The organism is Pseudomonas sp. A125 (genome assembly GCF_055409485.1).
Genome location: NZ_JBUZVP010000002.1, coordinates 201,536 through 226,723, shown reverse-complemented (window position 1 = coordinate 226,723; position 25,188 = coordinate 201,536). Strand labels below are relative to the sequence as shown.

26 protein-coding genes and 1 pseudogene are annotated in these 25,188 nt (G+C 59.5%); 19 read left to right on the top strand and 8 right to left on the bottom strand.

Annotation, left to right across the window (positions count from 1 at the left end):
• Nucleotides 1–131 precede the first annotated feature (131 nt).
• From ACZRN6_RS04065 to ACZRN6_RS04050, 4 genes are all read left to right on the top strand, one after another.
• Nucleotides 132–401, top strand: a complete 270-nt coding sequence (locus tag ACZRN6_RS04065; RefSeq protein ID WP_178902594.1) for a DUF2790 domain-containing protein — start codon at nucleotides 132–134, stop codon at nucleotides 399–401.
• A 485-nt stretch (nucleotides 402–886) separates the two neighbouring features.
• Entirely contained in the window at nucleotides 887–2,137 is a 1,251-nt protein-coding gene (locus ACZRN6_RS04060; protein ID WP_167663725.1) for a ribonucleotide-diphosphate reductase subunit beta, read from the top strand.
• Nucleotides 2,138–2,282: 145 nt separating this feature from the next.
• Nucleotides 2,283–2,996 carry an HNH endonuclease gene (locus tag ACZRN6_RS04055; RefSeq protein WP_322146975.1) on the top strand — a complete coding sequence of 238 codons (714 nt, stop codon included), beginning with the start codon at nucleotides 2,283–2,285 and terminating at the stop codon, nucleotides 2,994–2,996.
• Between the two features lie 73 nt (nucleotides 2,997–3,069).
• Nucleotides 3,070–3,714 carry an HAD-IB family hydrolase gene (locus ACZRN6_RS04050; RefSeq protein ID WP_322146976.1) on the top strand — a complete coding sequence of 215 codons (645 nt, stop codon included), beginning with the start codon at nucleotides 3,070–3,072 and terminating at the stop codon, nucleotides 3,712–3,714.
• Between the two features lie 112 nt (nucleotides 3,715–3,826).
• Here the strand turns inward: ACZRN6_RS04050 and ACZRN6_RS04045 are convergent, their stop codons facing one another.
• Nucleotides 3,827–4,786, bottom strand: a complete 960-nt coding sequence (locus ACZRN6_RS04045) for a LysR family transcriptional regulator (RefSeq protein ID WP_464007275.1) — start codon at nucleotides 4,784–4,786, stop codon at nucleotides 3,827–3,829.
• Nucleotides 4,787–5,047: 261 nt separating this feature from the next.
• On the opposite strand from ACZRN6_RS04045, the gene argH reads away from it, so the two are divergent.
• The 6 genes from argH (at nucleotide 5,048) to ACZRN6_RS04015 (ending at nucleotide 11,468) form a co-directional block, all read left to right on the top strand.
• Nucleotides 5,048–6,475, top strand: coding sequence for an argininosuccinate lyase (gene argH / locus ACZRN6_RS04040; protein ID WP_464007274.1), 1,428 nt, complete (start codon nucleotides 5,048–5,050; stop codon nucleotides 6,473–6,475).
• Nucleotides 6,476–6,595: 120 nt separating this feature from the next.
• Entirely contained in the window at nucleotides 6,596–7,474 is an 879-nt protein-coding gene (locus tag ACZRN6_RS04035) for an amino acid ABC transporter permease (protein WP_063027828.1), read from the top strand.
• Between the two features lie 24 nt (nucleotides 7,475–7,498).
• Nucleotides 7,499–8,263, top strand: coding sequence for an amino acid ABC transporter ATP-binding protein (locus ACZRN6_RS04030; protein ID WP_003211502.1), 765 nt, complete (start codon nucleotides 7,499–7,501; stop codon nucleotides 8,261–8,263).
• 25 nt (nucleotides 8,264–8,288) lie between these two features.
• Nucleotides 8,289–9,110 (top strand): ABC transporter substrate-binding protein, encoded by an 822-nt coding sequence (locus tag ACZRN6_RS04025; protein WP_219406042.1) that lies wholly within the window; start codon nucleotides 8,289–8,291, stop codon nucleotides 9,108–9,110.
• 176 nt (nucleotides 9,111–9,286) lie between these two features.
• Nucleotides 9,287–10,456 (top strand): MFS transporter, encoded by a 1,170-nt coding sequence (locus ACZRN6_RS04020; protein WP_464007273.1) that lies wholly within the window; start codon nucleotides 9,287–9,289, stop codon nucleotides 10,454–10,456.
• Between the two features lie 64 nt (nucleotides 10,457–10,520).
• Nucleotides 10,521–11,468, top strand: coding sequence for a hypothetical protein (locus ACZRN6_RS04015; protein ID WP_464007272.1), 948 nt, complete (start codon nucleotides 10,521–10,523; stop codon nucleotides 11,466–11,468).
• On the opposite strand, the gene ACZRN6_RS04010 is transcribed toward ACZRN6_RS04015, so the two are convergent.
• On the bottom strand, nucleotides 11,465–12,271 hold the full coding sequence (locus ACZRN6_RS04010) for a sulfite exporter TauE/SafE family protein (RefSeq protein ID WP_464007271.1): 807 nt from the start codon (nucleotides 12,269–12,271) through the stop codon (nucleotides 11,465–11,467). The genes ACZRN6_RS04015 and ACZRN6_RS04010 overlap by 4 nt on opposite strands.
• Before the next feature lie 115 nt (nucleotides 12,272–12,386).
• Between ACZRN6_RS04010 and ACZRN6_RS04005 the strand changes: the two genes are divergently transcribed.
• A complete protein-coding gene (locus tag ACZRN6_RS04005) occupies nucleotides 12,387–13,157 on the top strand; it encodes an AraC family transcriptional regulator (RefSeq protein WP_464007270.1) in 771 nt (256 codons plus the stop codon).
• Between the two features lie 103 nt (nucleotides 13,158–13,260).
• The gene (locus ACZRN6_RS04000) at nucleotides 13,261–13,641 is read left to right on the top strand and encodes a helix-turn-helix domain-containing protein (protein ID WP_464007269.1); all 381 of its coding nucleotides are present in this window, start codon (nucleotides 13,261–13,263) and stop codon (nucleotides 13,639–13,641) included.
• 16 nt (nucleotides 13,642–13,657) lie between these two features.
• Here the strand turns inward: ACZRN6_RS04000 and ACZRN6_RS03995 are convergent, their stop codons facing one another.
• Nucleotides 13,658–14,596, bottom strand: coding sequence for a GlxA family transcriptional regulator (locus ACZRN6_RS03995; protein WP_322146986.1), 939 nt, complete (start codon nucleotides 14,594–14,596; stop codon nucleotides 13,658–13,660).
• A gap of 115 nt (nucleotides 14,597–14,711) precedes the next feature.
• Between ACZRN6_RS03995 and ACZRN6_RS03990 the strand changes: the two genes are divergently transcribed.
• Entirely contained in the window at nucleotides 14,712–15,506 is a 795-nt protein-coding gene (locus tag ACZRN6_RS03990; protein WP_464007268.1) for an SDR family NAD(P)-dependent oxidoreductase, read from the top strand.
• Nucleotides 15,507–15,512: 6 nt separating this feature from the next.
• On the opposite strand, the gene ACZRN6_RS03985 is transcribed toward ACZRN6_RS03990, so the two are convergent.
• From ACZRN6_RS03985 to ACZRN6_RS03975, 3 genes are all read right to left on the bottom strand, one after another.
• A complete protein-coding gene (locus ACZRN6_RS03985) occupies nucleotides 15,513–16,895 on the bottom strand; it encodes an amidase family protein (protein ID WP_464007267.1) in 1,383 nt (460 codons plus the stop codon).
• 216 nt (nucleotides 16,896–17,111) lie between these two features.
• Complete coding sequence (locus tag ACZRN6_RS03980; RefSeq protein WP_322146989.1) at nucleotides 17,112–17,894, bottom strand: hypothetical protein; 783 nt, start codon at nucleotides 17,892–17,894, stop codon at nucleotides 17,112–17,114.
• Nucleotides 17,895–18,007: 113 nt separating this feature from the next.
• Entirely contained in the window at nucleotides 18,008–19,066 is a 1,059-nt protein-coding gene (locus tag ACZRN6_RS03975; protein ID WP_464007266.1) for an MBL fold metallo-hydrolase, read from the bottom strand.
• Nucleotides 19,067–19,190: 124 nt separating this feature from the next.
• Here ACZRN6_RS03975 and ACZRN6_RS03970 point away from each other — a divergent pair, with 124 nt between their 5' ends.
• From ACZRN6_RS03970 to ACZRN6_RS03955, 4 genes and pseudogenes are all read left to right on the top strand, one after another.
• Nucleotides 19,191–19,811 (top strand): TetR/AcrR family transcriptional regulator, encoded by a 621-nt coding sequence (locus tag ACZRN6_RS03970; RefSeq protein ID WP_322146991.1) that lies wholly within the window; start codon nucleotides 19,191–19,193, stop codon nucleotides 19,809–19,811.
• 187 nt (nucleotides 19,812–19,998) lie between these two features.
• Nucleotides 19,999–21,057 carry a diguanylate cyclase gene (locus tag ACZRN6_RS03965; protein ID WP_464007265.1) on the top strand — a complete coding sequence of 353 codons (1,059 nt, stop codon included), beginning with the start codon at nucleotides 19,999–20,001 and terminating at the stop codon, nucleotides 21,055–21,057.
• Nucleotides 21,058–21,108: 51 nt separating this feature from the next.
• A pseudogene (locus tag ACZRN6_RS03960) lies at nucleotides 21,109–21,930 on the top strand (methyl-accepting chemotaxis protein); the annotation flags it as partial.
• Nucleotides 21,931–22,009: 79 nt separating this feature from the next.
• Nucleotides 22,010–22,525, top strand: a complete 516-nt coding sequence (locus tag ACZRN6_RS03955; RefSeq protein ID WP_464007264.1) for a DUF1003 domain-containing protein — start codon at nucleotides 22,010–22,012, stop codon at nucleotides 22,523–22,525.
• A gap of 20 nt (nucleotides 22,526–22,545) precedes the next feature.
• Here the strand turns inward: ACZRN6_RS03955 and ACZRN6_RS03950 are convergent, their stop codons facing one another.
• Nucleotides 22,546–23,430 (bottom strand): LysR family transcriptional regulator, encoded by an 885-nt coding sequence (locus ACZRN6_RS03950; protein WP_464007263.1) that lies wholly within the window; start codon nucleotides 23,428–23,430, stop codon nucleotides 22,546–22,548.
• Between the two features lie 80 nt (nucleotides 23,431–23,510).
• Here ACZRN6_RS03950 and ACZRN6_RS03945 point away from each other — a divergent pair, with 80 nt between their 5' ends.
• Nucleotides 23,511–24,206: a CTP synthase C-terminal region-related (seleno)protein gene (locus ACZRN6_RS03945; RefSeq protein WP_464007262.1), complete on the top strand. Its 696-nt coding sequence runs from the start codon at nucleotides 23,511–23,513 to the stop codon at nucleotides 24,204–24,206.
• A complete protein-coding gene (locus ACZRN6_RS03940; protein WP_464007261.1) occupies nucleotides 24,203–24,526 on the top strand; it encodes an antibiotic biosynthesis monooxygenase family protein in 324 nt (107 codons plus the stop codon). The genes ACZRN6_RS03945 and ACZRN6_RS03940 overlap by 4 nt, the downstream gene beginning before the upstream one ends.
• Before the next feature lie 200 nt (nucleotides 24,527–24,726).
• Here ACZRN6_RS03940 and ACZRN6_RS03935 read toward each other — a convergent pair whose 3' ends face one another.
• Nucleotides 24,727–25,050 (bottom strand): DUF2025 family protein, encoded by a 324-nt coding sequence (locus tag ACZRN6_RS03935; RefSeq protein WP_322146997.1) that lies wholly within the window; start codon nucleotides 25,048–25,050, stop codon nucleotides 24,727–24,729.
• Between the last annotated feature and the right edge of the window lie 138 nt (nucleotides 25,051–25,188).

Here is a 25,188-nt window from a genome sequence, read left to right as displayed (position 1 = left end):
CAAGGCACCGTGATTAACAACGTAACAGCCCCCACGAAGGCATCGTTAATCCGAACTTCCCAATCAAGTTACACACGTGGCCTCACAAGGGCCCCGTGACCCCTTTCGACCACCAAAAGGTAAATAGTCAAATGAAAGCGTTATTAGTTATGGCCCTTAGCAGCTTGTGCGCCACCGCCGCCCTGGCCGACGAAGCCCCGACTGACGTAGCCAGCCAGAGCACTCCGATTGTTGAAGACTACACCTACAGCACCCACCTGGACGTTGCCAAAGTATTGTCCATGAGTGAAGTTCCGGATGTATGCCAAGTTGTACCGGTAAAAATGGAATATGAAGACTCGCAAGGTCAGCGTCATATTCTTCAATATCAAGTGATGGGTAACGGTTGCTCTAACGGGTAATAACTTCGTTAGTTGCCATTCACTCAGATCTTATTCGCCGCAAGAAATCGTTCTTGCGGCAAAGAGCCGGCCTCACCGTCACCCCGCTTCACCCCCTCGAAAAAAATCCTACCGCTCGTCCCTCCAGCCAACCCCAATAAACCCGCGCTCTGGCTTGAAAAGCAGGCTTTTTGTCCGCTCACCGAGACCATCCGCCGCAACACAAAGTCGATTTTTTCCCTATAATGCGCGGGTAAATCGGGCCTGCAATATCCCTTTACACTGGGATGAAGAGCCAGACCTGAGGCCCCCGCTGGAGCTCGCAAGCATCGCTCCGCCCCTCAAGCCTCAAGCAGAACACCCGTAACCCCTGATTCCGTTTAATGCGTGCGCTAGCTGCAACAAACGATTCCTTAAGATCCACCGCGGCCTTTGGGCCGTGTGAACACCCAACCATCCGGTTTCACACGGGCACCTTAGAGCCCTCACGCAGGAGACGACACGTCATGCTGAGCTGGGACGAATTCGACAAAGAAGAAGACGGCGAAGTAGTTGCCAAAGGCGCCAACGCCGGCCACGCCACCGAAGCCAACATGGACCGCCTCGACGGTGCCGGCGCTGCTGCCGCCATCGAAGCCCGCGCCGTCACCGCCAATGACTCCGCCGCCATCGTGCGCGCCAAGGCCGCCCTCGACAAACTCGACGTCGCCGAAGGCCTCGCCGAGCTGGAAGGCTCCGCTGCCCGCGTCGCCGTAGACGAAAAGCGCATGATCAACTGCCGCGCCGACCTCAACCAACTCGTGCCTTTCAAGTACGACTGGGCCTGGCAGAAATACCTCGACGGCTGCGCCAACCACTGGATGCCGCAAGAGGTCAACATGACCGCCGACATCGCCTTGTGGAAAACCCCCGAAGGCCTGACCGACGACGAGCGCCGCATCGTGATGCGCAACCTCGGCTTCTTCTCCACTGCCGACTCGTTGGTCGCGAACAACCTGGTACTGGCTGTTTACCGCCTGATCACCAACCCGGAGTGCCGCCAGTACATCCTGCGCCAGGCCTTCGAAGAAGCGATCCACACCCACGCCTACCAGTACTGCATCGAATCGCTGGCCATGGATGAAGGCGAGATCTTCAACATGTACCACGAGATTCCTTCGGTCGCCAAAAAGGCTGCCTGGGGCTTGAAGTACACCCGTTCGATCTCCGATCCAAAGTTCGAAACCGGCACCGTCGAAACCGACAAAGAACTGCTGCGCAACCTGGTCGCCTACTACTGCGTACTGGAAGGCATCTTCTTCTACTGCGGCTTCACCCAGATTTTGTCCATGGGCCGCCGCAACAAAATGACCGGCGTGGCGGAACAGTTCCAGTACATCCTGCGGGATGAGTCGATGCACCTGAACTTCGGCATCGATGTGATCAACCAGATCAAAATCGAAAACCCGCATTTGTGGGATGCCGAGATGAAGGAAGAAGCGACCCAGATGATCCTGCAAGGGACTCAGCTGGAGATTGAATACGCTCGCGACACCATGCCGCGTGGGGTGTTGGGTATGAACGCGGCGATGATGGAGGATTACCTCAAGTTCATCGCGAACCGTCGTCTGTCGCAGATTGGTTTGAAGGAAGAGTATCCAGGGACGACGAATCCGTTCCCGTGGATGAGCGAGATTATGGACTTGAAGAAAGAGAAGAATTTCTTTGAGACTCGGGTTATCGAGTATCAGACCGGCGGGGCGTTGAGCTGGGACTGATTCTTGAGTTAATTAAAAAGCCCTGACTTGTTCAGGGCTTTTTTATACACGCAAAATGCCAAATCCTACGCCGCTGTAGGAAATTTCGTGGACGTGCTAATGGCCACTCAGTATCGTCCGAGGACTTTCTACCCTCGGCGATTGTATGGATATCACAAAAGACAGCATTGACTGGAGCGACGAGGAACTAGCCGCGGCAGTCGAGACTTACTTGAAGATGTTGGCGTGGGAGAACAGCGGCCAACACTTTAATAAAGCCCATGAAAACCGCTTGCTACGTCAGGGAGCAATCGCAGGGCGTACAGAAGGCTCCATCGAATTTCGTATGCAGAATATTTCTGCAGTTCTGGTCCAAATGGGCCGGAATCGGATCAAGGGATACAAACCTGCAAATAACGTGGGCTCGGGAGTAGAACAACAGATTCGCAAAGCCCTCGCTGCCCTTCGTATATTTGAATCAGATGAAACAGCCCAAACTGCAGATGAGCAAACCCTCGTCCGCCGCGCCTCCAAGCTACTGCAGCAGCCCATCGAAAAGGTGCCGGACGGAATTGCGAAGCCACAGAAAGTATCCATCGTCGGTACGGCTTTTGTTCGTGATCCCAAAGTACGCGCTTGGGTACTGAAAGAAGCCAATGGCATCTGCGAAGGCTGCGGCTCACACGCGCCTTTCGAAGTCGATGGCCAGCCATTTCTTGAAGTACATCACGTCAAGCACCTCGCCCAGAAGGGTTCGGATCGCATCACCAATGCTGTAGCCTTGTGCCCCAATTGCCATCAGCGGTGTCATCGGTCGAGCGACCGGGATATTTTCACCAAAGGGCTTTACTCCAAAATCAACAGATTGATACCGGAGTAAACTCTTGCTGTCAGAGCAGATGCACCTTCCAAAAAATAGTAGATAGGACCGAGACCCGCCCGTGAACCCAGACATGCTCGAATCCGGCCCCTTGGATGCCAAAGTACTCTCCGTCTTTGACTTCGACGGCACCCTGACCCACCACGACAGTTTCGTGCCATTCCTGAAGTTCGCCTTTGGTAAAGGCGAGTTCATGCGCAGGATGGTGAAGCTGGCGGTGCCTGGCGCGCAGTTTCTGTTGCGCGTCATTAGCCGTGATGAGCTCAAGGCGCAGTTGATCCGCACCTTTATGACCGGCGTGGACAGGGCGTGGGTTCAGCAGAAGGCTGAAGAATACTGCCAAGCGTATTGGAACAAGTTGATGCGGCCGACCGGGCTGCAATCGGTGGCCGATGAGGTGAAGTCCGGGGCGGTGGTGACGCTGTGTTCGGCGTCGCCGGCGTTGGTGTTGCAGCCGTTTGCGGATCGGCTTGGGATCAAGCTGATTGGCACTGAGCTTGAGGCGGTTGACGGGGTGTTGACTGGCAAGCTCACGGGGAATAATTGCCGGTGTGAGAATAAGGTGCTTCGGCTTGAGGCGGTTTATGGGGATCTGGGGGAGTATCGGCTCAGGGCCTGGGGTGATACTCGCGGGGATCGGGAGTTGTTGGCGGCGGCGCAGGATGCGCATTTTCGGCATTTTCATGCGAAGAAAAAGCGGGCCAAGTTGCAGCGGTGATGCGGGTGGATGGGGTCTGCGGGTAGACCGAGTTGATCCCATCGCAGCCTCGCTGGGGCTCGACAGCTCCTACAGGTGAGCTCTGTATATCCTTAAGGTGGGTGGGAATTCGTTAGATTGGCGCTTTGAGATCCACACCCAGCGCCGTCGCGAAGGCTTTGACCAGCGGGCTACGCGGGGTGTTGTGTTTGAGGATGACGTTGAACGGAGTGCTCAGGTGGATCTGCTCCGGGCATAACACGCGCAGGCGCCCTTCACTCACCAGCGGCGTGGCGTAGTGTGTCGGGAGGAAGCCCAGGAAGCGGCCAGTAAGGATGAGGATGGCCACGGCTTCTACCTGTGAGGCCGACGCGGACTGGCTGTCGTAGCTGACGAAGTTGGCTTTGTCGCTATGGATCGCGTACCGATGATTGACCACTTCATGCTGGCGCAACACATCTGCGTTGATCTCGCTCGCTTCAAACAGCGGATGCCCGACGGCGCAGTAGGCGTGAGACTTTTCTTCGTACAACGGGAAATAATCGAATTCCTCTCGCCGCTGGTACACCGGCACGATGCCGACAATCAGCCGCCCTTCCACCACGCCGCGTTCAACTTCGTCCAATTGCGAGGCATGTAGGCGCAATCTTATTTTTGGTGATTCGGTATGTAATTTCCCCAGCGCTTTAATCAGCGGGGAATTAACGTCCGACACGGTGTTATCAATAACGCCCACACTAAGGTCGCCGATCAGTTCATTCTGCGCCGAACTAAGCTTGTCTCTGAAACTGTCCACGGAGGCGAATAATTCGATGGACGCCTGGTAGACCAACTTGCCTTCTTCGGTCAGGCCAAACCCTTCCCGGCCCCGCGTACACAGGCGCATGCCGATGCGGATTTCGAGGTCGGAAATCTGTTTGCTGATCGCTGCCAAGCCCACATTCAGTTCATTCTGCGCCGCGCTGAAGCCGCCCGCTTCGACCACAGCCTTGAACACCCGCAGCAATTTGAAGTCCAGCCCGCTGAGTTGCAGGGGCGGTCTTGTGCCGGGTTTTGGCGGTATGTTTCCAGAATTGGAAAGTGGGGTTTCCATAATACGTGTTGACCTCAAGTGCCATATTCAACAGGCTTTGACCTACTCCATGAACATCGCCGGGCGGCAATAATGAACATACTTAACCGCCCTTGGCAACCTTGAATATAGCGGGTTGAACAGCTTTACCGGCTGATTTAACGCCCCTGAAAACCTGACACTTCGATCAGGACTTTTCGTTTTGCTACTGCCCTCCGAATTCATAAGGCCAAGCCACGTCCATCGGGCTTGTCACTTCTAAAAACAAGCGTGAGGAACACCATGTCTCAGCCCACCGATCGCCTCTGGGGTGCTCGTTTCAAGTCCGGCCCATCTGCTGCTTTGGCCGCGCTGTCGCGTTGCCCCGAGCGCTATTTTCGCCTGACGCCTTACGACCTGGCCGGCTCCCGGGCCCATGCCCGTGAGTTGCAGCGCGCCGGGTTGCTGGATGAGTCGGAAACCTTGCGCACTCTGGAAGCGCTGGATCGGATTGGCGAAGACTTTGCCGCTGGCCGCCTGCACCCGACGCTGGATGACGAGGACGTGCACACCTTCATCGAGCGCGTGTTGACCGAGCGTTTGGGCGCCCTGGGCGGCAAGTTGCGCGCCGGGCGTTCGCGCAATGACCAGACGGCCAACGATTTGCGCCTGTTCCTGCGGGACCACGCGCGCACCATCACCACTGAGGTGTTGGGGTTGCAGCAGGCACTGGTGGAGCAGGCCGAGCAGCATATCGAGAGCATTTGCCCAGGCTTTACCCACTTGCAGCAGGCCCAACCGATTGTGTTCGCCCATCACTTGTTGGCTCACGCGCAATCGATGCTGCGGGACGTGCAGCGCTTGGTGGATTGGGATGCGCGTACGGCGCTGTCACCGTTGGGCGCAGCGGCGATGGCGGGTTCGGCTATTGCGCGCCAGCCAGAGCATTCGGCCAAGGAGATGGGTTACACCGGGCCGTGCGAAAACTCTATCGACGCTGTAGCCAGCCGTGACCACGTGGCGGAGTTTCTGTTTGTGGCGGGCATGCTCGGGGTGAATATTTCGCGGCTGTCGGAGGAGTTTTGCCTGTGGTCATCGCGGCAGTTTCGCTGGGTGCAGTTGGACGATGCCTACGCCACCGGGAGCTCGATCATGCCGCAGAAAAAGAACCCGGACATTGCCGAATTGGCGCGGGGCAAGGCTGGGCGCTTGATTGGCAACCTGACCGGGTTGATGTCGACGCTCAAGTCCTTGCCACTCTCGTACAACCGCGATTTGAGTGAAGACAAGCACAGCGTGTTGGACAGCGTGGATACGTTGCTGTTGGTGCTGCCGGCAATGGCCGGGATGGTCGCGACGATGAAGGTGCAGGTGGAGGAGCTGCGGCGCCAGGCGCCAATGGGTTTCACCCTGGCAACCGAGGTGGCGGATTGGTTGGCCACCCGCGGCGTGCCGTTCAAGGAGGCCCATGAGATTACCGGCGCCTTGGTCCAGGCCTGTGAGAAGCATGAGATTGAATTGTGGGAAGCCTCGCCGGCGTTGTTGGCGGAGGTGGATACGCGGCTGACACCTGAGGTGCGTGAGTGCCTGACCCTGGAAGCGGCGATTGCGGCGCGCAGTGGTTGGGGCGGTACGGCGCCGGAACGGGTAAGAGAGCAGATTGGGCGGTTGAAGGTGGCGTTGGCAAGCCAACAGAAGTGGGCCGAGAGTTACACCGGCTTTCGAATTTAACGCGCACCTTGTAGGAGCCCGGCTTGCCGGCGATGGCGCTTTTAAGAACGCCATCGCCGGCAAGCCGGGCTCCTACAAGGACGTTGGTGTCCAGTTAGATCGTTGTTTTGGAGAGTCACCATGAAGCAAACCCCGGCAGAGCGCTTGCAAGCCGAGCGCCAGCAGACCGAAAACCAGTTCGATATCACGAAGTACGAGCACGTGCCCCGTCGCTACTACGGCCGGATGGTGTTCGCCACCCTGATCGTGGTCGCCCTGGCCGCCTTGTTGCGGGCGTTTGCCAACGGTCAGATCGAATGGTCCTACATCGGTCAGTTCCTCACGTCCGAGGCGATCATCTGGGGCCTGGTGAACACCATCATCATGTCGATCCTGGCCATGGCGCTGGGCGTGGTGATCGGGGTGATCACGGCGATCATGCGCATGTCGGCCAACCCGATCCTGCGCTACGTGGCCATCACCTACACCTGGCTGTTTCGGGGCACGCCGCTGATTCTGCAACTGCTGTTGTGGTTCAACCTGGCGCTGATTTTCCCGGTGATCGCGATTCCCGGCCTGTTCAGCATCGACACCGTGGACCTGATGACGCCGTTCGTGGCCGCCCTCCTCGGCCTGAGTATCAACCAGGGCGCCTACACCGCTGAAGTGGTGCGCGCCGGCCTGTTGTCGGTAGACACCGGCCAGTACGAAGCCGCCAAGTCGATCGGCATGCCAAGCCTTCAGGCGCTGCGTAGGGTGATTCTGCCCCAGGCGATGCGGGTGATCATTCCGCCTGTAGGCAACGAGTTCATCAGCATGGTGAAAATGACCAGCCTGGCGAGTGTGATCCAGTACTCGGAGCTGTTGCACAACGCGCAAAACATCTACTACGCCAACGCCCGGGTGATGGAGCTGCTGATTGTTGCCGGCATCTGGTACCTGGCGGTGGTGACTGTTCTTTCATTCGGTCAGAGCCGCCTTGAGCGTCGTTTTGCCCGCGGCGCCGGCAAGCGCTCGTAAGCCCTGACTGAGGAGATTTGCCCCATGAGAAGCATCGTCAAGGCCGTGAACCTGAACAAGTATTACGACCAGTATCACGCGTTGCAGGACATCAACCTGGAAGTCGAACAAGGCGAAGTGCTGTGCATTATCGGCCCGTCGGGTTCCGGCAAAAGTACCCTGCTGCGCTGCGTCAATCAGCTGGAAAAAATCGACAAGGGCGGCCTGTGGGTCGATGGCGAACTGGTGGGTTACCGGGTCGTCGGCAACAAGCTGCATGAGTTGAATGAATCACAGATCGCCCGTCAGCGCTTGGCCACCGGCATGGTGTTTCAGCGCTTCAATTTGTTCCCGCACATGACCGTGTTGCAGAACATCATCGAAGGCCCGTGCCAGGTGCTCAAGCGCTCGCCCAAGGAAGCCACCGAAGACGCGTTGGAGTTGCTGGCCCGCGTCGGCCTGGCGGACAAGCGCAATGCCTACCCGGTGGAATTGTCTGGCGGGCAGCAACAACGAGTGGCAATTGCCCGTGCGTTGGCGATGCGCCCCAAGCTGATGTTGTTTGACGAACCCACGTCAGCCCTCGACCCGGAGCTGGTAGGAGAAGTGCTGTCGGTGATGCGCGACTTGGCCACCACCGGCATGACCATGATTGTGGTCACCCATGAGTTGGGCTTCGCGCGCGAAGTGTCCAACCGCATGGTGTTTATGGACGCCGGCCAGATTGTGGAAGCCGGCAGCCCTGAAGAAATTCTAATAAGCCCACAAAACCCGCGTACCCAAAGCTTTATTTCTGCCGTTCGCACTTAACTAAAAAACTAACGAGAACGCCCCCATGAAAAATCTGTTTCTTCCAAGTTTGCTCGTAGGCCTGATGGCCTCCACGTCGGTTTTGGCGGCATTGCCGGCAGCGATCAAGGACAAGGGTGAGATCAGCGCGGCCATCGTGCCGAACTACCCGCCGATGGATTTCAAGGACACCGCCACCAACAAACTCACCGGCCTGGACTTTGACCTGGGCAACGCCCTGGCCGAGCGCCTGGGGGTGAAGATCAAGTGGCAGGAAACCGGCTTCGAACAGATGCTCAGCGGCCTGACCACCAAGCGCGTGGACATTGTGCTGTCGGGCATGAGCGACACGGCCGAGCGCCAGAAGGCGGTGACCTTTATCGATTACTTCACCAGCGGCCCGCAGCTGTACACCCTGGCCAAGCGTGAAGACCTCAAGGAATTGACTGACCTGTGCGGCAAGAAAGTCGGCACCAGCCGACGCACTACCTGGCCGTCGGAAATTGCCGCCTGGAGCAAGGAAAACTGCGAGAAAGCCGGTAAGCCAGCGATCGTAGTCATTGGCACTGAAGGTTCTGCGGATGCTCGTGCGCAGTTGCAGCAAAACCGTCTGGATGCGGCGATGCAGGGCAGTGAAACCATTCCTTACCTGATGTCGCTGGACAAGGGTAAGTACAAGCCGGTGGGCCTGGCGATTTCCAAGCAGTTCACGGGGCTGGGGATTGAGAAGAGCAATACCGAGTTGGTCACAGCCATCAGCGAAGCGCTGCAGGGCATGATTGATGATGGGACGTACGGCAAGATTCTGCAGAAGTGGGACCTGGAACAGGGTGCGGTGGAAAAAATCAGCATCAATGCTGGCCAGTAACACCGCGTAACCCTGTGGGAGCCGGGCTTGCCCGCGATGGCGGTGAGTCAAGCGACGAATATAAAAGCTGACCCACCGCCATCGCAGGCAAGCCAGCTCCCACATTTGATCTTCATTGATTTGTAGAACAATGCTCGGCTTGACTACGCATTTATGACAAGGACATCCGCCCCACCGTGGCCACCTACTCCCTGGTAATCCGCCGCCTGATGATCTGCTCGGTGACCATCGTCGTCAGCCGCGCCATGACCAGCCCATTGCTCGCCCTATTACTCAGCACCCGCCTGGGTCTAAACCAGCAAGACATTGGCTTGCTGATGGGCATCGCCGTATTCATCGCCACGCTGCTGGGCCTGTACGGCGGCTACATCATCGACCGCCTGGAAAAACGCAAACTGTTGATCCTGGCGATGCTCTCCAGCGCCATCGGTTTTCTGTTGCTGACCTTTGCCAACAACCTGTACCTGACCACCCTGACCCTGGTGATCACCGAAGCCGCGTCGGCGCTGTTCCTGATCGGCTCCAAGGCGATCATCAGCGAGAACCTGCCGGTGGGCCAGCGCGCCAAGGTGTTTTCCCTGCGCTACACCCTGACCAATGTGGGCTACGCCACCGGCCCCATGCTGGGCGTGGTGATCGCCGGCCACATGCCGCTGGCGCCGTTCCTGATCGCCAGCGCGATTGCCTTTGGCAGCCTGTTCTTGATGATCGGCATCCCACCGACCCAACGCGATGACAGCAACAAACCCTTAAGTTTTCTCAGCACCCTGAGGACGCTGCGCAGCGATCGCACCTTGATCCTGTTTACCAGCGGCAGCCTGTTGAGCACCATTGTCCACGGGCGCTACACCCTGTATCTGTCGCAGTTCCTGCTGGTGGCCTACAAGCCAGAGAGCGCGCTGAAAATTCTCTCGGCCGTGCTGGCGTGCAACGCCATCACGGTAATTCTGATGCAGTACCAGATCGGCCGATTCCTCAAGCGTGAACAACTGCGTTACTGGATCGTGCTCGGCACCTCGCTGTTTATCGCCGGGTTGATCGGCTTCAGCATGGCGGACAGCCTGGTGTCGTGGTGCATCGCGATGTTTGTGTTCACCCTGGGGGAGATGATCATCTACCCTTCCGAATTCCTGTTTATCGACACCATCGCCCCGGACGCCCTGCGCGGCAGTTATTACGGCGCACAAAACCTGGCGGCATTTGGCGGGGCATTGAGCCCGGTGATCTGCGGCTACCTGCTGATAAACGCCTCGCCGGCCTCGATGTTCTATGTGCTGAGTGGCCTGACCGCGGTAGGCGGCACCTTGTGCTTCCTGAGTGGCCGGCGGGTGACGGTTCGTACCTGATTTCTGCTGATATTTGCGCCATATCCCGCTATTAATAGCGAAATCTCTCACGGACCCGAGCCCCATGAAATTCGACACGGCCTACAGCCTGAGTCTCGACGACAAGCTGTCGATCTACGACGTGCGCGACCTGAATTTCGACGAAACCGCCGCCTTCGATTCCGACAAGGACAGCTTCCTGTGCCCCAACGACGAGTGCCGGGCAGCGTTTGAGGCGGGCAATGTGCTGGGTACGTTCAACGCGAAAAACGTCAATTACCTGCGCACGCCGCACTTCAAGAATATCCCCAGCACCCGACATATCGAGGGTTGCCGTTACGCCAGCCGCCATGTCGGAAAAGGTGAAGCAGAGGATGGGCCGGAGGAAAATTTCCCGTCGGAATTTGTCCTGACCCGACGCCAGTACCCACGCAAGACACCGCTGATCGGTGCCGAGGGCGGCACCCCGCAAGAACCACCGAAAACGCCGACAACCCGCAGCACCTTGTCTCACAGTTCAAGCGAGACCACTCCGGACAAGACCAGCGTCTTCGCCCATCCGGTGGAGTGCTACGTGTCCAATATCGATGACAAGGAAAAGCTTAAAAGCATGCCCTTGAAGATCGGCGATCACACCGCGACCTACTGGACGTTTTTCAAGAAGATCGAATACCTGCAAGACAACAAAGGCCTGATCTATTGGGGCAGGATCAAGGAGATCAAGGACTACACCAGCAGCTTTCGCATCGACTTCGAAAAGAAGGCCTGGCTCGACAAGAAGCCCTACTCGGTCAACGTTTACCTGAGCAAAAAACTGATCGAGAACTACCGCAAGCGCAACGCATTCCTGGAGCAGATCAAGGCGGCAGTGGGCAGTGAGCGGGCGTTGTATTGCTTCTTCTACGGCGTGACGCCGCAGCTGAAACAAGTGCCGAGCAAGAAGAACCCCGAGCAGACGTTCGGGGTGTTCAGTGCCAATATCGAGAACCTGGACCACCTGATTATCCGCGAGGCGCCGGGGCTGGAGAGCTAGAGCAGCATGCTCACCATCACCACGCCCAACAACCCGATATACACCCGCGCATGCAACGCATCCGGGATGCGACCGATCCACGGCGTGGCCAGGCGAATGCCCAGCAGCGAGCCCAAGGTGAGGATGGCAAACGCCAGCAAGTCGATATAGCCGACAAACCACGCGCCCAATTCCACGTTGGCGAATCCTGCCATGACCATGTAGGTAAACGTACCGGCCAGCGCCACCGGCACACTCAACGGGTTGGCCATGGACGTGGCCTGGGACATGCTCAAGCCGCAACGGCGCAACAGCGGCACGGTCATCACGCTGCCGCCCACCCCCAGGAAAGTCGCGATCGCACCAATGACGATGCCACCGCCCGTCACTTCCGTGCCGCTCAGGCGTCGTGGATGGAGCGTGTCGTCCTGGCTGAGAAAGCCCCCGCGCAACAGGCAATCGACGATGGTGACCGCCAGGTACGCGATAAAGGCGTAGCGGATGAAATCGCCGGTGGCGAACATCGCAGCGCCGGCTCCCAGCACGGCGCCGACCCCGATAAACCCGCCCAACGGCCACAGGTAATGGCGAATCAGATTACCTTTGCGACGGTGTTTTCCGGTGGCGATCAGCGCATTGACGATCATCACGCACGTGGAAGTGGCGACTGCAATATGCATCGCTGATTCACTCACGCCCGCGTCGTGGCTGAGGGTGAGCATGCCGTACAGTAACGGCACCACCACGAACCCGCCGCCGAATCCGAACAGCACCGCCGTCACGCCGGTCATGCAGCCAAACAGCGCCAGTAATAGATAGAACATCCAGTATCGCCTTCAGCATCGGGGAGAGCTGACGACAATAGAGAATCAAGGCTTGGCCCGCTTGCGCAAGTCGGCCAATAATATGCGAGATATTGCCACTGCCGGAAGCAGCCCCATGCGCAACGTTTCCATCGCTCAACTGGACCTGACGCCTCGTACGGTAGTGGCGATCGGCACCGACTATCCCCACGGCTATCTGCTCAAGCGCCACAGCCACCGGCGCGGACAGTTGTTGTATGGCGCCACCGGGGTGATGCAAGTCGGTACCCATGAAGGCAACTGGGTTGTGCCGCCGCAACGCGCAGTGTGGATTCCCGCCCATGTGCCCCACGAAGTGCTGATGCTCGGGGTGTCGACGCGCAGCCTGTATATCGAACCGCATGCCATCACCGACTTGGGCGCCAGTTGCCAGGTCATCAGCGTTTCGCCATTGATGCGCCAGTTGCTTATTGAAGCGGTGGAGATGCCCCTTGAATACGACACTGCCGGGCGCGACGGTTCCTTAGTCAGCCTGCTGCTGCATGAACTGGCCCGCGCCACGCACTTGCCGCTGCATATCCCGTTGCCGGAGGAGCCACGCTTGCTTGCCTTGTGCCTGGCGTTTCTGCAGCAGCCGCACGTGCACCAGTCACCTGTGCAATGGGCGGAACAATCGCACCTGAGCCTGCGCACTTTCAGCCGGCATTTTCGCCAACACACCGGCCTGAGTTTCGTGCAGTGGCGCCAGCGCGCCTGCGTGGTGCAAGCCCTGGCACGGTTGGCCAGCGGTGAAAGCGTCACCCGCATCGCCCTGGACTTGGGCTACGAAAACCCCGCGGCTTTTTCCAGCATGTTCCGACGGGTGCTCGGCCACTCACCGAGTACCTATCTGGAAGGCGCGAAATAGAGCGGCGGGTACCTTATCGAAAAATCCAGTTGATGAGCGGTCAAAACAACTGTACAAAAACACAGTATAGTTAGTCCTCCCCCGTCGAACCTGGAGAACCCCCATGTCCTCTCTGGCAATGAGCAGCACCGTAGAACAGCAGATCGTCCTTCACCAATTCACCCCACGCCACAGTGTGCAGGCGCGCCTGATGCTGGGCTGGAGCCGGGAAGACCTGGCCCGGGAAGCGGAGGTGGACGTGGACGCCCTCCAGCGTCTTGAAAGCCATGGCGATGTGGACGATGAGGTCCGCCTGAGTGTGGCGTTTCGTCTGGAGGCTGAAGGGCTGGTGTTTTTCCCGGGGTTTGCGCCGGGGTGGGGGATGAGTGTGCGGGGTGGCGCCAGCGCCGCAGCACAACCCACTCCTAAAGGGATCATCTCCCGGTTTCTGGATTCAACAGCGGCATCGATTGATCCAACAACACCTCAGCCCAATGGTGCGTAGCGTCCAGGCCCTGCATTCATGCCTGCAGCTGCAACGCCCGGCGGATCATTTGTGGCGGCTGGCCAAACGCCCGTAAAAAGGCCCGACGCATGCGCTCTGGGTCACCGAAACCCGTCTCTCGGGCGACGACGTCGATGGAGTGGCTGCCAGACTCGAGCATCAGGCGCGCCGCTTCAATGCGCAGGTGTTCAACCGCCTTGGCCGGAGACTGACCGGTTTCGGCGCGAAACAGCCGGCTGAACTGACGCGGGCTGAGGTGCGCCGCTTCGGCCAGTTGTTCTACCGAGAGGTCTTCACGCAAGTGCCCCTTGGCCCAGGCAAGGGCGGTTTGAACACGATCGGATTTGGGGTCCAGTTCCAGCAGCGCAGAAAACTGCGACTGGCCACCGGCACGGCGATGGTAGACCACCAGTTTTTTCGCCACATCGCGAGCCACTTCCACGCCCAGGTCATGCTCTACCAGGGCCAGGGCCAGATCGATGCAGGCGGTCATCCCGGCGGACGTCCACAGGGGACCATCGACGGTGAAGATCCGGTCTTCCTCCAGCTTCACATTGGGGTAGCGCTGGCGAAACGTCATGGCGTGGTACCAGTGGGTGGTTGCCTTGCGCCCCTCCAACAGCCCGGCCGAGGCCAGGTGGAACGAGCCGGTACAGGTCGACGTGACCCGACGCGATGCCGTCAACGACTCCTGCAAATAAGCCACCATGCCGGGTGTGGGCTCAAGTAATTCGTTGTCTCCCAGCACCACGATCGTGTCATAGGCCTGCTGCCCAAATGCCAGGCTATCAATGGCAAAGCCCATGGAGCTTTTAATCGGCCCACCCTGCTCCGACAGCAAGTCCACTCGGTAGAACGGATGCCCCACCACGAAGTTGGCAAATTCGAACACGCTGCTGGTGGACAGGCTGAGCACCTGGAAACCTTGAAACAGCAGAATACCGACGGACACCATGGCCAAACCTCATGTCTTTAAAAGAGGGATATATGACATTGCGGCCACCACATTACACCCATAATCTTGGTTGCAACAAGGCCGATCCTTTGCCCGGCCATTTGGAGCAACTGCCATGTCACAACACAAAGGTTATGCCCTGATCACCGGCGCCTCGTCGGGAATAGGCGCGGTGTATGCCGACCGCCTGGCGCACGCGGGCTACGATTTGATCCTGGTGGCCCGCAATCAGCACCGCCTGGAGCAACTGGCAACTCGCTTGAAGGCCAGCACCCAGCGTGACGTTGAAGTGGTTGCAGCCGACCTCAATCTGCCAGCCGACCTGGCGCGCATCGCCCAGCTCGTGCAAAAAGACAGCCGCATCAGCCTGCTGGTAAATAACGCCGGGGTGGGGGCCACGGCGTCGCTGCTGGAGTCGGATGCCGACAAAATGGACGCGATGATCCTGCTTAACGTACTGGCGTTGACTCGCCTGGCCAAGGCGGCGGCAACCAATTTTGTGGCTCAGGGTCGCGGTACGATTATCAACATTGGCTCGATTGTCGCCCTCGCTCCCAAAGTGCTCAACGGTGTATATGGCGGTACCAAGGCCTTCGTGCAGGCGTTCAGCGAATCGTTGCAGCATGAACTGAGCGACAAGGGCGTGGTGGTGCAGGTGGTGCTGCCAGGCGCCACTGCCACGGAGTTCTGGGACATTGCCGGCCTGCCCGTGAACAACCTGCCCGAAACCATGGTAATGACCACCGAAAACCTGGTAGACGCCGCCCTGGCGGGCCTGGCCCTGGGGGAAACCGTGACGATCCCGTCACTTCCAGACAGCACTGATTGGGCTGACTACGAAAGCGCCCGGCTGGCCCTCGGTCCGAACCTGTCGCACCGTGAACCTGCCGCTCGTTATGGGCTGAAGTGATATGGATTAGCGCAGGCCAGCCATAAATGCAGGCTTCCTGATTGCCTGGGAGGCCTGCTCATACCCGTAGGCGACCGAAAGCAACGTAGGCTCGCTCAAGCTCGCGCCATAAAAGTGAACCGCGGTCGGCATACCGTCATCATCCATGCCCGATGGCACGGATATACCGGGGTAACCGGCTGCCGCGCCGTAGTAGTAACTGTGCGAGAGGAAGTTCGACACGATGGCGTCGAGCCTGTGTTCGGTCAGTGGTGTGTTGATGGTGCCCTTGAAGATCGGGCCAATGTCAGCCCACAATTCTTCCCGCACGTGTTCGCTGACATCAAGGTCTCTAATCATGGTGAGAAGCCTTTGGTCGGGAACACCTGGACCGTTGTTGCGCTCATTGAAGTCAATCAGCTCAGACAGCGATTTCACCGCAAGCCCCTCGCGCCCGGCGAGGTAATCCTCGAGCTTTTGCTGCACATCCGCGTACAGGGCCAGCCCATAACTGTCATAGGTGTCGTCCGACACCCCCTCGGCCAACCGCCCTACCGGCACCATTGTTGCGCCGTTGGCCTGCAGCAACTGGATAGCGTCTTCAAAGTGCTGACGGTCTGCTCTTTTAGCCGGGTCGCTGGCGTCATCAGCCGATAACTCGGGCAACGGCGTGTAGCCAATGCGTTTGCCCACCAGGGAATCAGGCCCGAGCCCAACGGTGTAGAGGTTCGTCTGGGTCATGGCATTGAGTGCTTGCGCAGCGTCGCGCACGTTACGGGTAAAGGTGCCCACGGTGTCCTGGCGTGAACTGGTCATCACCCCTTCAGTACTCACCAGGCCTTCGGTGGGCTTGAAACCAACGACACCGTTATAGGCCGCCGGTGTAATGATCGAGCCGTTGGTTTCGACGCCCAGTGCCAAGGGCACAATCCCTTGGGCGACTGCTACCGCCGAACCGGTACTGGAACCCGCCGCCTGGCCACTTAACCGATGAGGGTTGAGTGTTTGACCGCCCCTGGAACTCCACCCGTCAAGCGGCGTGTCCGAGCGAAAGTTGGATAACTCGCTCATGTTGGTTTTTCCAATAATCACCACGCCGGCCTTCAGCAGGTTGTCCACCACCTTGGCATTCTTTGACGCGGGCCTGCCCACCAGCGCCATTGAGCCACCACTGGTCTGCATCTTGTCGCCCGTTTCGAACACATCTTTAAGCGCTATCGGAACGCCGTGCAGGGGCCCGCGCACTTTGCCTTCGGCACGTTCCTGATCCAGTTCACGGGCTTTTTCACGAGCGTCAGGGTTGATTTCAATGAACGCATTAGCGCCCTGCAAACCCTTGTCCATGCTAGCGATCAGTTTCAGCGAATCCCGCACTACCGAGCCCGAATTGGCACCATTGGGCCGGTTCATGTCCGCCGCCAGGTCCTCGGCGCTCCTATAGGCCTGCGGCGGGTTTGTCACCGCATCGAAAAGGCCGGCTCCCCATCCCGCCCCCACACTGGGTCCTATCATAAATGCCCCTAACCGTCTGAATATTGGAGATACCGGACGATATCCTCGGTTAAGTCTAAGAAGCGGATCATTCAATGACTCGGGGTTAGTTCTTGCAGGCGCGTACGATCAATCTCACGGTGGAGTAGGCATTTGAAGGTGCCCTAAAACATTGCGGCAGCCCAGCACCAGCGCCGCCAGACGCTCTGCGGACCAATGCGCACCATAGAACCAGATAACCGTTGAAACCCCATCGGCGCCCATGCCAACCGGCACACGAAAGCTTGGGTTGCCTGCCGTGGATGCTTGATGAAAGGCGGTACTTTGGGCATCGGACACCAACCCATCCAGCCGATTTTCCGCGACCCGGTCGTTAATCTCGTTGCTCGAGTCCAGGGTGAAATGACGGGCGTTATCCGTGACAAGCGCCTGCACCGGCACTAGCTCCGCACCGGCCATGCGCAGTGCGTTGAGTACGCGGGCAAACTGCGCGCTGTGCTGGATCGTTTCCCGAACACCACCGGCCACACACTCGCAGGCAAACCCGATACGGCTGCCTGCCAACGACAGTGTGCTTCTCCATTGCCCCGCATCAGCGACCGGCGGGACCTGCACCATCACCGGCCCCTCGGGGTCAACGCCGTTGAGCGCGATCAGTGATAACGAGGGGTCGCGTACGGTGCGCATCATTGGGCCGGGCATCTCGAACCTGGGCCCGTAACCGTTGATGGCACCAAACTCAAGGCTGCCTGAGTACGCAGCAGAATTTACGATTGCACCGTCGGCGTCGCTACCAAATACCACGCCCTTGCTGACTGTTGGGGCACAAGGCAGAGGAACAGAACTGTCCCCCAAGACTGATTGTTTGAACAGGCACGGCGCGCCCGACGCTGTGACCTTCCGACTCTTTTCGTCCATACGCTCCCACGCCTCGAAACAGATTTTCGAAGAATGATTGCATCCTTTCACCGCAACTGATGTAGGACAGAAACGCCTTGCAACTCAGCGCCGGGGTTGCAGCTAAATAGCTATCACCCGCCGACGTGCTGCTCGTTACCGGCATGCTCCACTTCCAGCCACCAGGCGTGCCCGCGCTCCGGTTGATTGAGCATGAAGGCCTGCCCCATCGCCGGCGTAGTGATCGATACATTGCGCTCCCACGCCAACGCCATGATGCGGTCGAAGGGTTCGTGCCACGCGTGAAACGCCAGGTCGAACGTGCCGTTGTGGATAGGCAGCAGCCAGCGCCCCTTCAAGTCGACGTGCGCTTGCAGGGTTTCTTCCGGTTGCATGTGAACGTGAGGCCAATCGACGTTGTAAGCACCGGTTTCCATCAGGGTCAGGTCGAACGGGCCATACTGTTCGCCGATACGCTTGAAGCCTTCGAAATAGCCGGTATCACCGCTGAAAAAAATCCGCCGTGCACCGTCGATCATCACCCACGAGCACCACAGCGTCTGGTTGCCATCGAACAGGCCACGCCCGGAAAAATGCTGGGCCGGGGTTGAGACAAACCGAATGCCGTCGACTTCAGTGCCCTGCCACCAATCCAGCTGCCGCACCTTGCTGGCGTCCACGCCCCACTTCACCAACGTATCGCCCACGCCCAGCGGCGCGAGAAAGTAGCGGGTCTTGTCCGCCAGTTGCACCACCGCCTTGTGGTCCAGGTGGTCGTAGTGATTGTGGGAAAGGATCACCGCCTCGATCGGCGGCAGGTCCTCAAGGCTGATGGGCGGCTGGTGGAAACGCTTGGGGCCGGCCCAACTGAACGGCGATGCGCGCTCGGCGAACACCGGGTCGGTCAGCCAGAACTTGCCGCGCATTTTCAGCAGCACCGTGGAATGCCCGAGACGAAAAACGCTGTGGTCGGGGGCGGCAAACAGTTGCTCGCGCGTCAGCGGTTGCACCGGGATCTCACCCACTGGCCGCGTGCTGCGGGGCTTCTGGAAGAGCATCTTCCACATGATGCCCAGGGTCTTGCCGAAGCCGCCATGCTGGATGGGCTGTTGATTGGTGAAGTGACCTTGCTGCTGTTCTGAAGACTTGGGCGCTGTAGAAGAACTGTCGAGACGGGTTGAGATCGTGGCCATTACCGAGGAACTCCTGCAGACTGCTCAAAAAATTACACTGCACAGTGTAGTTTCTAGATTGCAACAAAACCGGGAGCAAGTAAACTACCGAGTGTAAGTTTCCCCTCAGAGCCGAAATCGCCCCATGACTGCACCTCAGCGCCTCACCGACCGTAAACGCGAAGCCATCGTGGCTGCCGCCATCACCGAGTTTCGCGACAACGGTTTCGAGGTCACCAGCATGGACAAGATCGCCGCCACCGCGGGCGTTTCCAAGCGTACGGTGTACAACCACTTCCCCAGCAAGGAAGAGCTGTTTGCTGAAATCCTGCACCAGTTGTGGGCCAGCAGCGTCGCGCAACTGGACGTCAGCTACGCCAGCGACCGCCCGCTGCGCGAGCAACTGCGCGGGTTGCTGCAGGCCAAGATGACGATGATGTCGGACGCCAACTTCCTCGACCTGGCCCGTGTGGCGATCGCCGCCACCATCCACTCGCCGGACCGCGCCCAAGACATGGTCAACCGCCTGAGCAAACGCGAAGAAGGCTTCACCCAATGGGTGCGCGCCGCCCAGGACGACGGCCGACTGAGCTGCACCGACCCATGCTTCGCCGCCCACCAAGTGCAAAGCCTGCTCAAGGCCTTTGCCTTCTGGCCCCAGATCACCCTCGGCCAGCCGACCCTGGACGCCGACGCCCAAGCGAACGTCATTGAGTCGGCCATCGACCTGTTCCTGGCAGGCTACGAGGTCGTGCCGCAACACTGACCTGTTGCAGGAACGACATCCAAGGTCGTTTTTGTCTGATTCGCCACGTGTCCTTTGCAAATGGCCTCGAAGGACACTGATTATTCCTACGCGAATAACTGACAATATTCACACGTATTATCCGCCCAGTGGTTTTCTCGATCACGTGTGCCGTCGCACCTGCAAAAAAGAATCGACCCAGGAATCTATGGAAAACCAACGAGGCAAAGGGCTGTCATTTGCCAGGCGTATCTACAGGCCAAGGATCATCGGCCTGGGCATCGGCTGCATCAGCGTCACCGCGGCGCTTTACCCGCTGCAAATGCCAGGCTGGGTCTGGGCGTTGCTGCTGTTCAATGGTTTTGGCTGGGCCCACCTGGCGTACCAACTCTCGACCCGCTCCAACTTCCCCTACAAGGCTGAACGGCGAAACCTGCTGTACGACTCGTTGCTTGGCGGGTTCTGGGCGGCTACCACTCAGTTCACGCCTCTCACGGCCGTGACCATCCTGTCGATGATGACCATGAACAACGTCGCCGCTGGCGGCAAACGCCTGTTCCTGCATGGCATCGTGGCGCAATTGGTGGGAGTCGGCGTGTCATGGCTGTTGTTCGGGGTCACGTTCAACCCCGACGTCAGCCTGGTCCAGGTCTACGCCTGCCTGCCGATGCTGACTTTGTACCCGATGGCGCTGGGCATGGTCTGCTACCGCCTGGCGATCAAACTGTCGGAGCACAAGCGCGCCCTGAGTGCCCTGAGCCGCACCGACAGCCTCACCGGCCTGCTCAATCACGGTTCGTGGAAAGACCTGCTGCACCTGAAATTTCACAAGTGCCAGCAGCAACACGTCCATGCCACCATCGCACTGATCGATATCGACCACTTCAAGCAGATCAACGACCGCTACGGGCACATCATCGGTGACCAGGTGCTGCGCCAACTGAGCCTGGAGCTGCGGCGCAACCTGCGGGAAAACGACCTGGCCGGGCGTTACGGCGGCGACGAGTTCTGTGTGATTCTTCCGGACATGCCCCTGGAACAGGCCGCGCAAGTCATGGAGCGTATGCGCGAGGTATTCAACAACCACCGTAACCCGCAAATCCCCGAGCTGCGGGTCAGCCTGAGCATCGGCCTGGCCTCGTTCCAGAGCGCCTTCACCGACGCGGCCATGTGGCTCAACGCAGCGGACCGCGCGCTGTACGCGGCCAAGGACACCGGCCGCAACCGGGTCAATATCAGCTACTACGGGGTAGCCCATAGCGCCTGAATCCTGCCGGCTGCACCTCGTCTGTATTAAACGCGACCGTCGGTCCTACGGGCCAACGATAATTTTCTCAAGGCCATGGGCTATAACGCCGACCAAGTCGTGAGCCAGTCCCACCGCCTGTTTTGCACCCCCGCATTCACCCGCAGCGCCGAGTACGGTCAGCTGTGGACGCAACTGCGCAACGGCCAATTCCAGTCGGGCACCTTCGAGCGGGTGACCAGCAGCGGCCAGCCAATCTGGCTGGAGGCCAGCTACAACCCGGTGTACGACGCCAGCGGGCGCCTGTGCAAGGTGGTCAAATACGCCTCCGACGTCAGTGCCATGGTGGAGAAACACGCCGCCGACGCGCACAGCGCTACACAGGCCTATCACATCTCCCTGCAAACCCGGAACATCGCCGAAAAAGGCGCCGAGGTGATCCAGCAAACCGCCACGGGCATGCGTGAGATTGCTACCAATATCGACGGTTCTTGCGCGCTGATCGCCAAGTTGGGCGAGCGTTCGCAGCAGATCACCGCCATCGTCAACACCATCCGCGCGATTGCCGACCAGACCAACCTGCTGGCCTTGAATGCTGCCATCGAAGCCGCGCGAGCAGGTGAACAGGGGCCCGGGTTTGCGGTGGTGGCCGATGAAGTACGGCAGTTGGCGGCACGCACCAGCGGTTCAACGGCGGAAATTTCCTCGATGATCGAGATGATCCAGGCCGAAACCCGCCTGGCCATCGACAGCATGGACGGCACTCGCGACCGCGCTGCCCAGGGCGTGGAGCTGGCCGACCAGGCCGGCACAGTCATCCTGCAGATTCGCACAGGCGCCAGCGAGGCAGTACAGGCCGTCAGTGCGTTTGCCAATGAGCAGCGCAACAGGTAAGCGACAGGCTTCTTCATGTGCCTGGTCGAGGGCTCGGTCTATAGTGGTGCCTGTCTTACGCCACGGACTCGAGCCCGCCATGACCCCGGATAAACCTGAAGCCAACGTTGACCACCTGCGTTTTCACCGTAAACACGCCCACCTCGGGCCGACCTTCGGCAACGATACGTTTGCGCTGAAAGCCGAAGCCTTCGCGCGCTTCTTTGGCACGCCGACGTTTCTGGGGGCGCAAACGGCGATCGTGATTTTGTGGGTCGTGCTCAACATGACCGGCGTCACGCACTTTGACGTCTACCCGTTCATCCTCTTGAACCTGGCGTTCAGCCTGCAATCGGCCTACGCCGCGCCCTTGATTTTGCTGGCCCAAACCCGCCAGGCCGCTCGGGACAAGGCCCAGTCCGACGCCGACGCCCAGCACCGCGAAGCCCTGGCCGTGGCCAACACCGAACGCCAGGCCCAGGCGGCGCAGACCACCAGACAGCTGCTGGAATTGCTGGAACAGAACACCAAACTCACCGAGATGACCAAGCAACTGACCGAGCGCATCGAAGGGCTGACCACCGAAATGCACGAACAGTTCGTGCGCAAATCCTAGCCCTCCACCAGCGCCTGCCGTTAGTGCTGCGGCAAGCACACATGCTGGCCCAACTGATCAAATAAAGTGACCACCGAGCGCAACGCCCGGCAATCGGGGCGCGTCAGCAGCCACAATCCCGTGTCGTGCCCCGTAAGCGGCAGGCTTAACGGTTGCAGGCCCGCGCCCAGCAGGTAATCCGGCAACGCGGCTACGCCAAGCCCCGCGCGCACCAGTTCGGTCACCGAGACCATGCTGTTACAGCGATAGGCCGGCAACACTCCCGGCAAATGCTGGCGCCGCCACGTGACAGTGGGATGATCCGGCAGGAACTCATCCGGCGCGATCCAGCTCTGGGTGGCCAACTCCTCGTCCTGATGCTGGCGGGCATAGTCGGCGCTGGCGCACACCCGATACGACACGGTGCCCAGGCAACGCCCTACCAGATGCTCAGGCGGTGCCTTGGTCAGGCGCAGGGCAATATCCGCGTCGCGCCGGCTGAGGTTGGCAAAGTCATTGGAGGTGCTCAGTTCCAGGGTCAACGCCGGATAATTGGGCATGAACTGCGCCAGGGCGGGCAGCAACAGAGCTTGCAACACCGAATCGGTACAGGTCAGCCGCACCGTGCCACTGATCACTTCACCGCCCAGCTCCACTCCCACACGTGCCGCTTCCAGCGCCTGTTCGGCACGCTCGGCCTGCTCGGCGAGGGTGGTGGCCAAGGTGGTGGGCAGGTAGCCGGCGCGGCTTTTTTCGAACAGCGTCTGACCCAGCGCCGTCTCCAGCCGCCGCACCGCGCGAAACACGGTGGACACATCCACCCGCAACAACGCCGCCGCCCGTGCAAGCGTGCCGCCCCGCACCAGCGCGAGGACCAGGGAAAGGTCGGGGTAGTCGACTTGATAGTGCGTGGCTGCATTGAGCATGTGGGCTAACGCCAATATTGATTGCGCAGACGCCAATCTATAGTGAGCGCCAGGACTCAACAAGCCACGGAATAACCTCAATGAATAAAACCACCCTGCACCTGGCCTTGATCGGCGACTACGATGCGCAAGTCACCGCACACCAGGCCATCCCCTTGGCGTTGCAACAGGCCGGCGAGACGCTGGGCCGCACGGTGCGGTTCGACTGGCTGGCCACCGACACGATCAAATCCACCGAACAATTGCAGCACTACGACGGCTTCTGGTGCGTCCCCGCCAGCCCCTACCGCGACCTCGACGGCGCCCTGCTGGCGATCCGTTACGCCCGCGAACAACGGCGCCCTTTCCTCGGCACCTGCGGCGGTTTTCAACACGCGGTGCTCGAATATGCCCGCAACGTGCTGGGCTGGGCCGATGCCGAGCATGGCGAACTGGCCCCTGACTCGCCACGTGCGGTGCTCACACCGCTGACCTGCGCGTTGGTGGAGGCGACTGCCACCATCCGCTTGCTGGCCTTTACCCGCATCGCTGAGGCCTACGCCACCCTCGATATTCATGAAGGCTACCGCTGCCGCTATGGGATCAATCCCGAGTTCGCAAGCGCACTGCTGGAGGCCGACCTGATTGCCAGCGGCCATGACTCGGCGGGCGACTTGCGCGCGGTGGAATTGCTGGACCATCCGTTTTTTGTCGCGACGTTGTTCCAGCCGGAACGTGCGGCGCTCAAGGGCACCACTCCGCCGCTGGTGATTGCGCTGCTCAAGGCCTGCGTATGATCGCCGAGACACCCAAGCCGCCGTACTACGCGGTGATCTTCAGTTCCATGCGCACCGAAGGCGACCAAGGCTACGGGCAGGCCGCCAACCGTATGCTCGAACTGGCCCGGCAACAGCCTGGGTTCCTCGGCGTGGAATCGGCCCGTGGGGAAGATGGCTTGGGCATCACCGTGTCCTACTGGCAGAGCGAAGCCGCGATCCTGGCCTGGAAGCAACACGCCGAACACACGCAGGTGCGCGAACAGGGCCGCTCTACCTGGTACTCGGCGTGCCACACGCGGGTGTGCAAGGTAGAGCGGGCTTATGCGTTTGAACGCTGAAACATCAACCTATGTGCAACACTGGACAAGAGGGAGTCCAGAAGTGTGGGAGCTTCTGTGGCGAGGGAGCTGCTGTGGCGAGGGAGCTTGCTCCCGCTGGGCTGCGAAGCGGCCCTAAAAAAAACGGAAGCGCTGCGCACTCCAGCGGGAGCAAGCTCCCTCGCCACAAAAAGTGCTCCAGCCGCAGGGCAATGCGGCACTCAACTGACCAGACTGCGCACCGCACTGATCTGTGGAATCTCCACCCGGCGCATGTACACCCGCAGCGGTTCGGTGATGTTGATGCGATCGTCGATATTCTGGTCGAGCAATAACTGGATCCGCTCGCGCGACAAGGTCATGGTTTGCTCGTCAACCGGCTGCCAGACAAATTCTGCGGTCGGGATGATGCCGTCATCGGCCACGTCCATGCCAAAGGAGTCTTCGCTGAAACGGACAATGTAATGGCCAGTCTTGCGGTTCAAGCCGACAAACCCGTGCAGTTGGTCGGCGGCCTGGCAGATAAGCTCGGAGGTGATGCGCATGGTAAACCTCACTGAAAAGTCCTACTTGGACTGGAAAGATGGTTTACACGCGTGGCAGAAGAACCTGCCCTCTGATGGGGCAGCTGATGGCAAGAGTACTGCATAGCACAGCACAAAAGCGCAGAAAAATAGCCGGTG

Bases quoted from the DNA above. Each gene is read 5' to 3' on its own strand.
- ACZRN6_RS04000 (WP_464007269.1), top strand. From the start codon at position 13,261: ATGTCCTCTCTGGCAATGAGCAGCACCGTAGAACAGCAGATCGTCCTT.
- ACZRN6_RS04015 (WP_464007272.1), top strand. From the start codon at position 10,521: ATGAAATTCGACACGGCCTACAGCCTGAGTCTCGACGACAAGCTGTCG.
- ACZRN6_RS03950 (WP_464007263.1), bottom strand. From the start codon at position 23,430: ATGCTCAATGCAGCCACGCACTATCAAGTCGACTACCCCGACCTTTCC.
- ACZRN6_RS04030 (WP_003211502.1), top strand. From the start codon at position 7,499: ATGAGAAGCATCGTCAAGGCCGTGAACCTGAACAAGTATTACGACCAG.
- ACZRN6_RS03995 (WP_322146986.1), bottom strand. From the start codon at position 14,596: ATGGTGTCCGTCGGTATTCTGCTGTTTCAAGGTTTCCAGGTGCTCAGC.
- ACZRN6_RS03990 (WP_464007268.1), top strand. From the start codon at position 14,712: ATGTCACAACACAAAGGTTATGCCCTGATCACCGGCGCCTCGTCGGGA.
- ACZRN6_RS04055 (WP_322146975.1), top strand. From the start codon at position 2,283: ATGGATATCACAAAAGACAGCATTGACTGGAGCGACGAGGAACTAGCC.
- ACZRN6_RS03935 (WP_322146997.1), bottom strand. From the start codon at position 25,050: ATGCGCATCACCTCCGAGCTTATCTGCCAGGCCGCCGACCAACTGCAC.
- ACZRN6_RS04005 (WP_464007270.1), top strand. From the start codon at position 12,387: ATGCGCAACGTTTCCATCGCTCAACTGGACCTGACGCCTCGTACGGTA.
- ACZRN6_RS03940 (WP_464007261.1), top strand. From the start codon at position 24,203: ATGATCGCCGAGACACCCAAGCCGCCGTACTACGCGGTGATCTTCAGT.
- ACZRN6_RS04050 (WP_322146976.1), top strand. From the start codon at position 3,070: ATGCTCGAATCCGGCCCCTTGGATGCCAAAGTACTCTCCGTCTTTGAC.
- ACZRN6_RS04065 (WP_178902594.1), top strand. From the start codon at position 132: ATGAAAGCGTTATTAGTTATGGCCCTTAGCAGCTTGTGCGCCACCGCC.
- ACZRN6_RS03970 (WP_322146991.1), top strand. From the start codon at position 19,191: ATGACTGCACCTCAGCGCCTCACCGACCGTAAACGCGAAGCCATCGTG.
- ACZRN6_RS04010 (WP_464007271.1), bottom strand. From the start codon at position 12,271: ATGTTCTATCTATTACTGGCGCTGTTTGGCTGCATGACCGGCGTGACG.
- ACZRN6_RS03985 (WP_464007267.1), bottom strand. From the start codon at position 16,895: ATGAACCGGCCCAATGGTGCCAATTCGGGCTCGGTAGTGCGGGATTCG.
- ACZRN6_RS04045 (WP_464007275.1), bottom strand. From the start codon at position 4,786: ATGGAAACCCCACTTTCCAATTCTGGAAACATACCGCCAAAACCCGGC.
- ACZRN6_RS03975 (WP_464007266.1), bottom strand. From the start codon at position 19,066: ATGGCCACGATCTCAACCCGTCTCGACAGTTCTTCTACAGCGCCCAAG.
- ACZRN6_RS04025 (WP_219406042.1), top strand. From the start codon at position 8,289: ATGAAAAATCTGTTTCTTCCAAGTTTGCTCGTAGGCCTGATGGCCTCC.
- ACZRN6_RS03980 (WP_322146989.1), bottom strand. From the start codon at position 17,894: ATGGACGAAAAGAGTCGGAAGGTCACAGCGTCGGGCGCGCCGTGCCTG.
- ACZRN6_RS03965 (WP_464007265.1), top strand. From the start codon at position 19,999: ATGGAAAACCAACGAGGCAAAGGGCTGTCATTTGCCAGGCGTATCTAC.
- ACZRN6_RS04035 (WP_063027828.1), top strand. From the start codon at position 6,596: ATGAAGCAAACCCCGGCAGAGCGCTTGCAAGCCGAGCGCCAGCAGACC.
- ACZRN6_RS03955 (WP_464007264.1), top strand. From the start codon at position 22,010: ATGACCCCGGATAAACCTGAAGCCAACGTTGACCACCTGCGTTTTCAC.
- argH (WP_464007274.1), top strand. From the start codon at position 5,048: ATGTCTCAGCCCACCGATCGCCTCTGGGGTGCTCGTTTCAAGTCCGGC.
- ACZRN6_RS03945 (WP_464007262.1), top strand. From the start codon at position 23,511: ATGAATAAAACCACCCTGCACCTGGCCTTGATCGGCGACTACGATGCG.
- ACZRN6_RS04060 (WP_167663725.1), top strand. From the start codon at position 887: ATGCTGAGCTGGGACGAATTCGACAAAGAAGAAGACGGCGAAGTAGTT.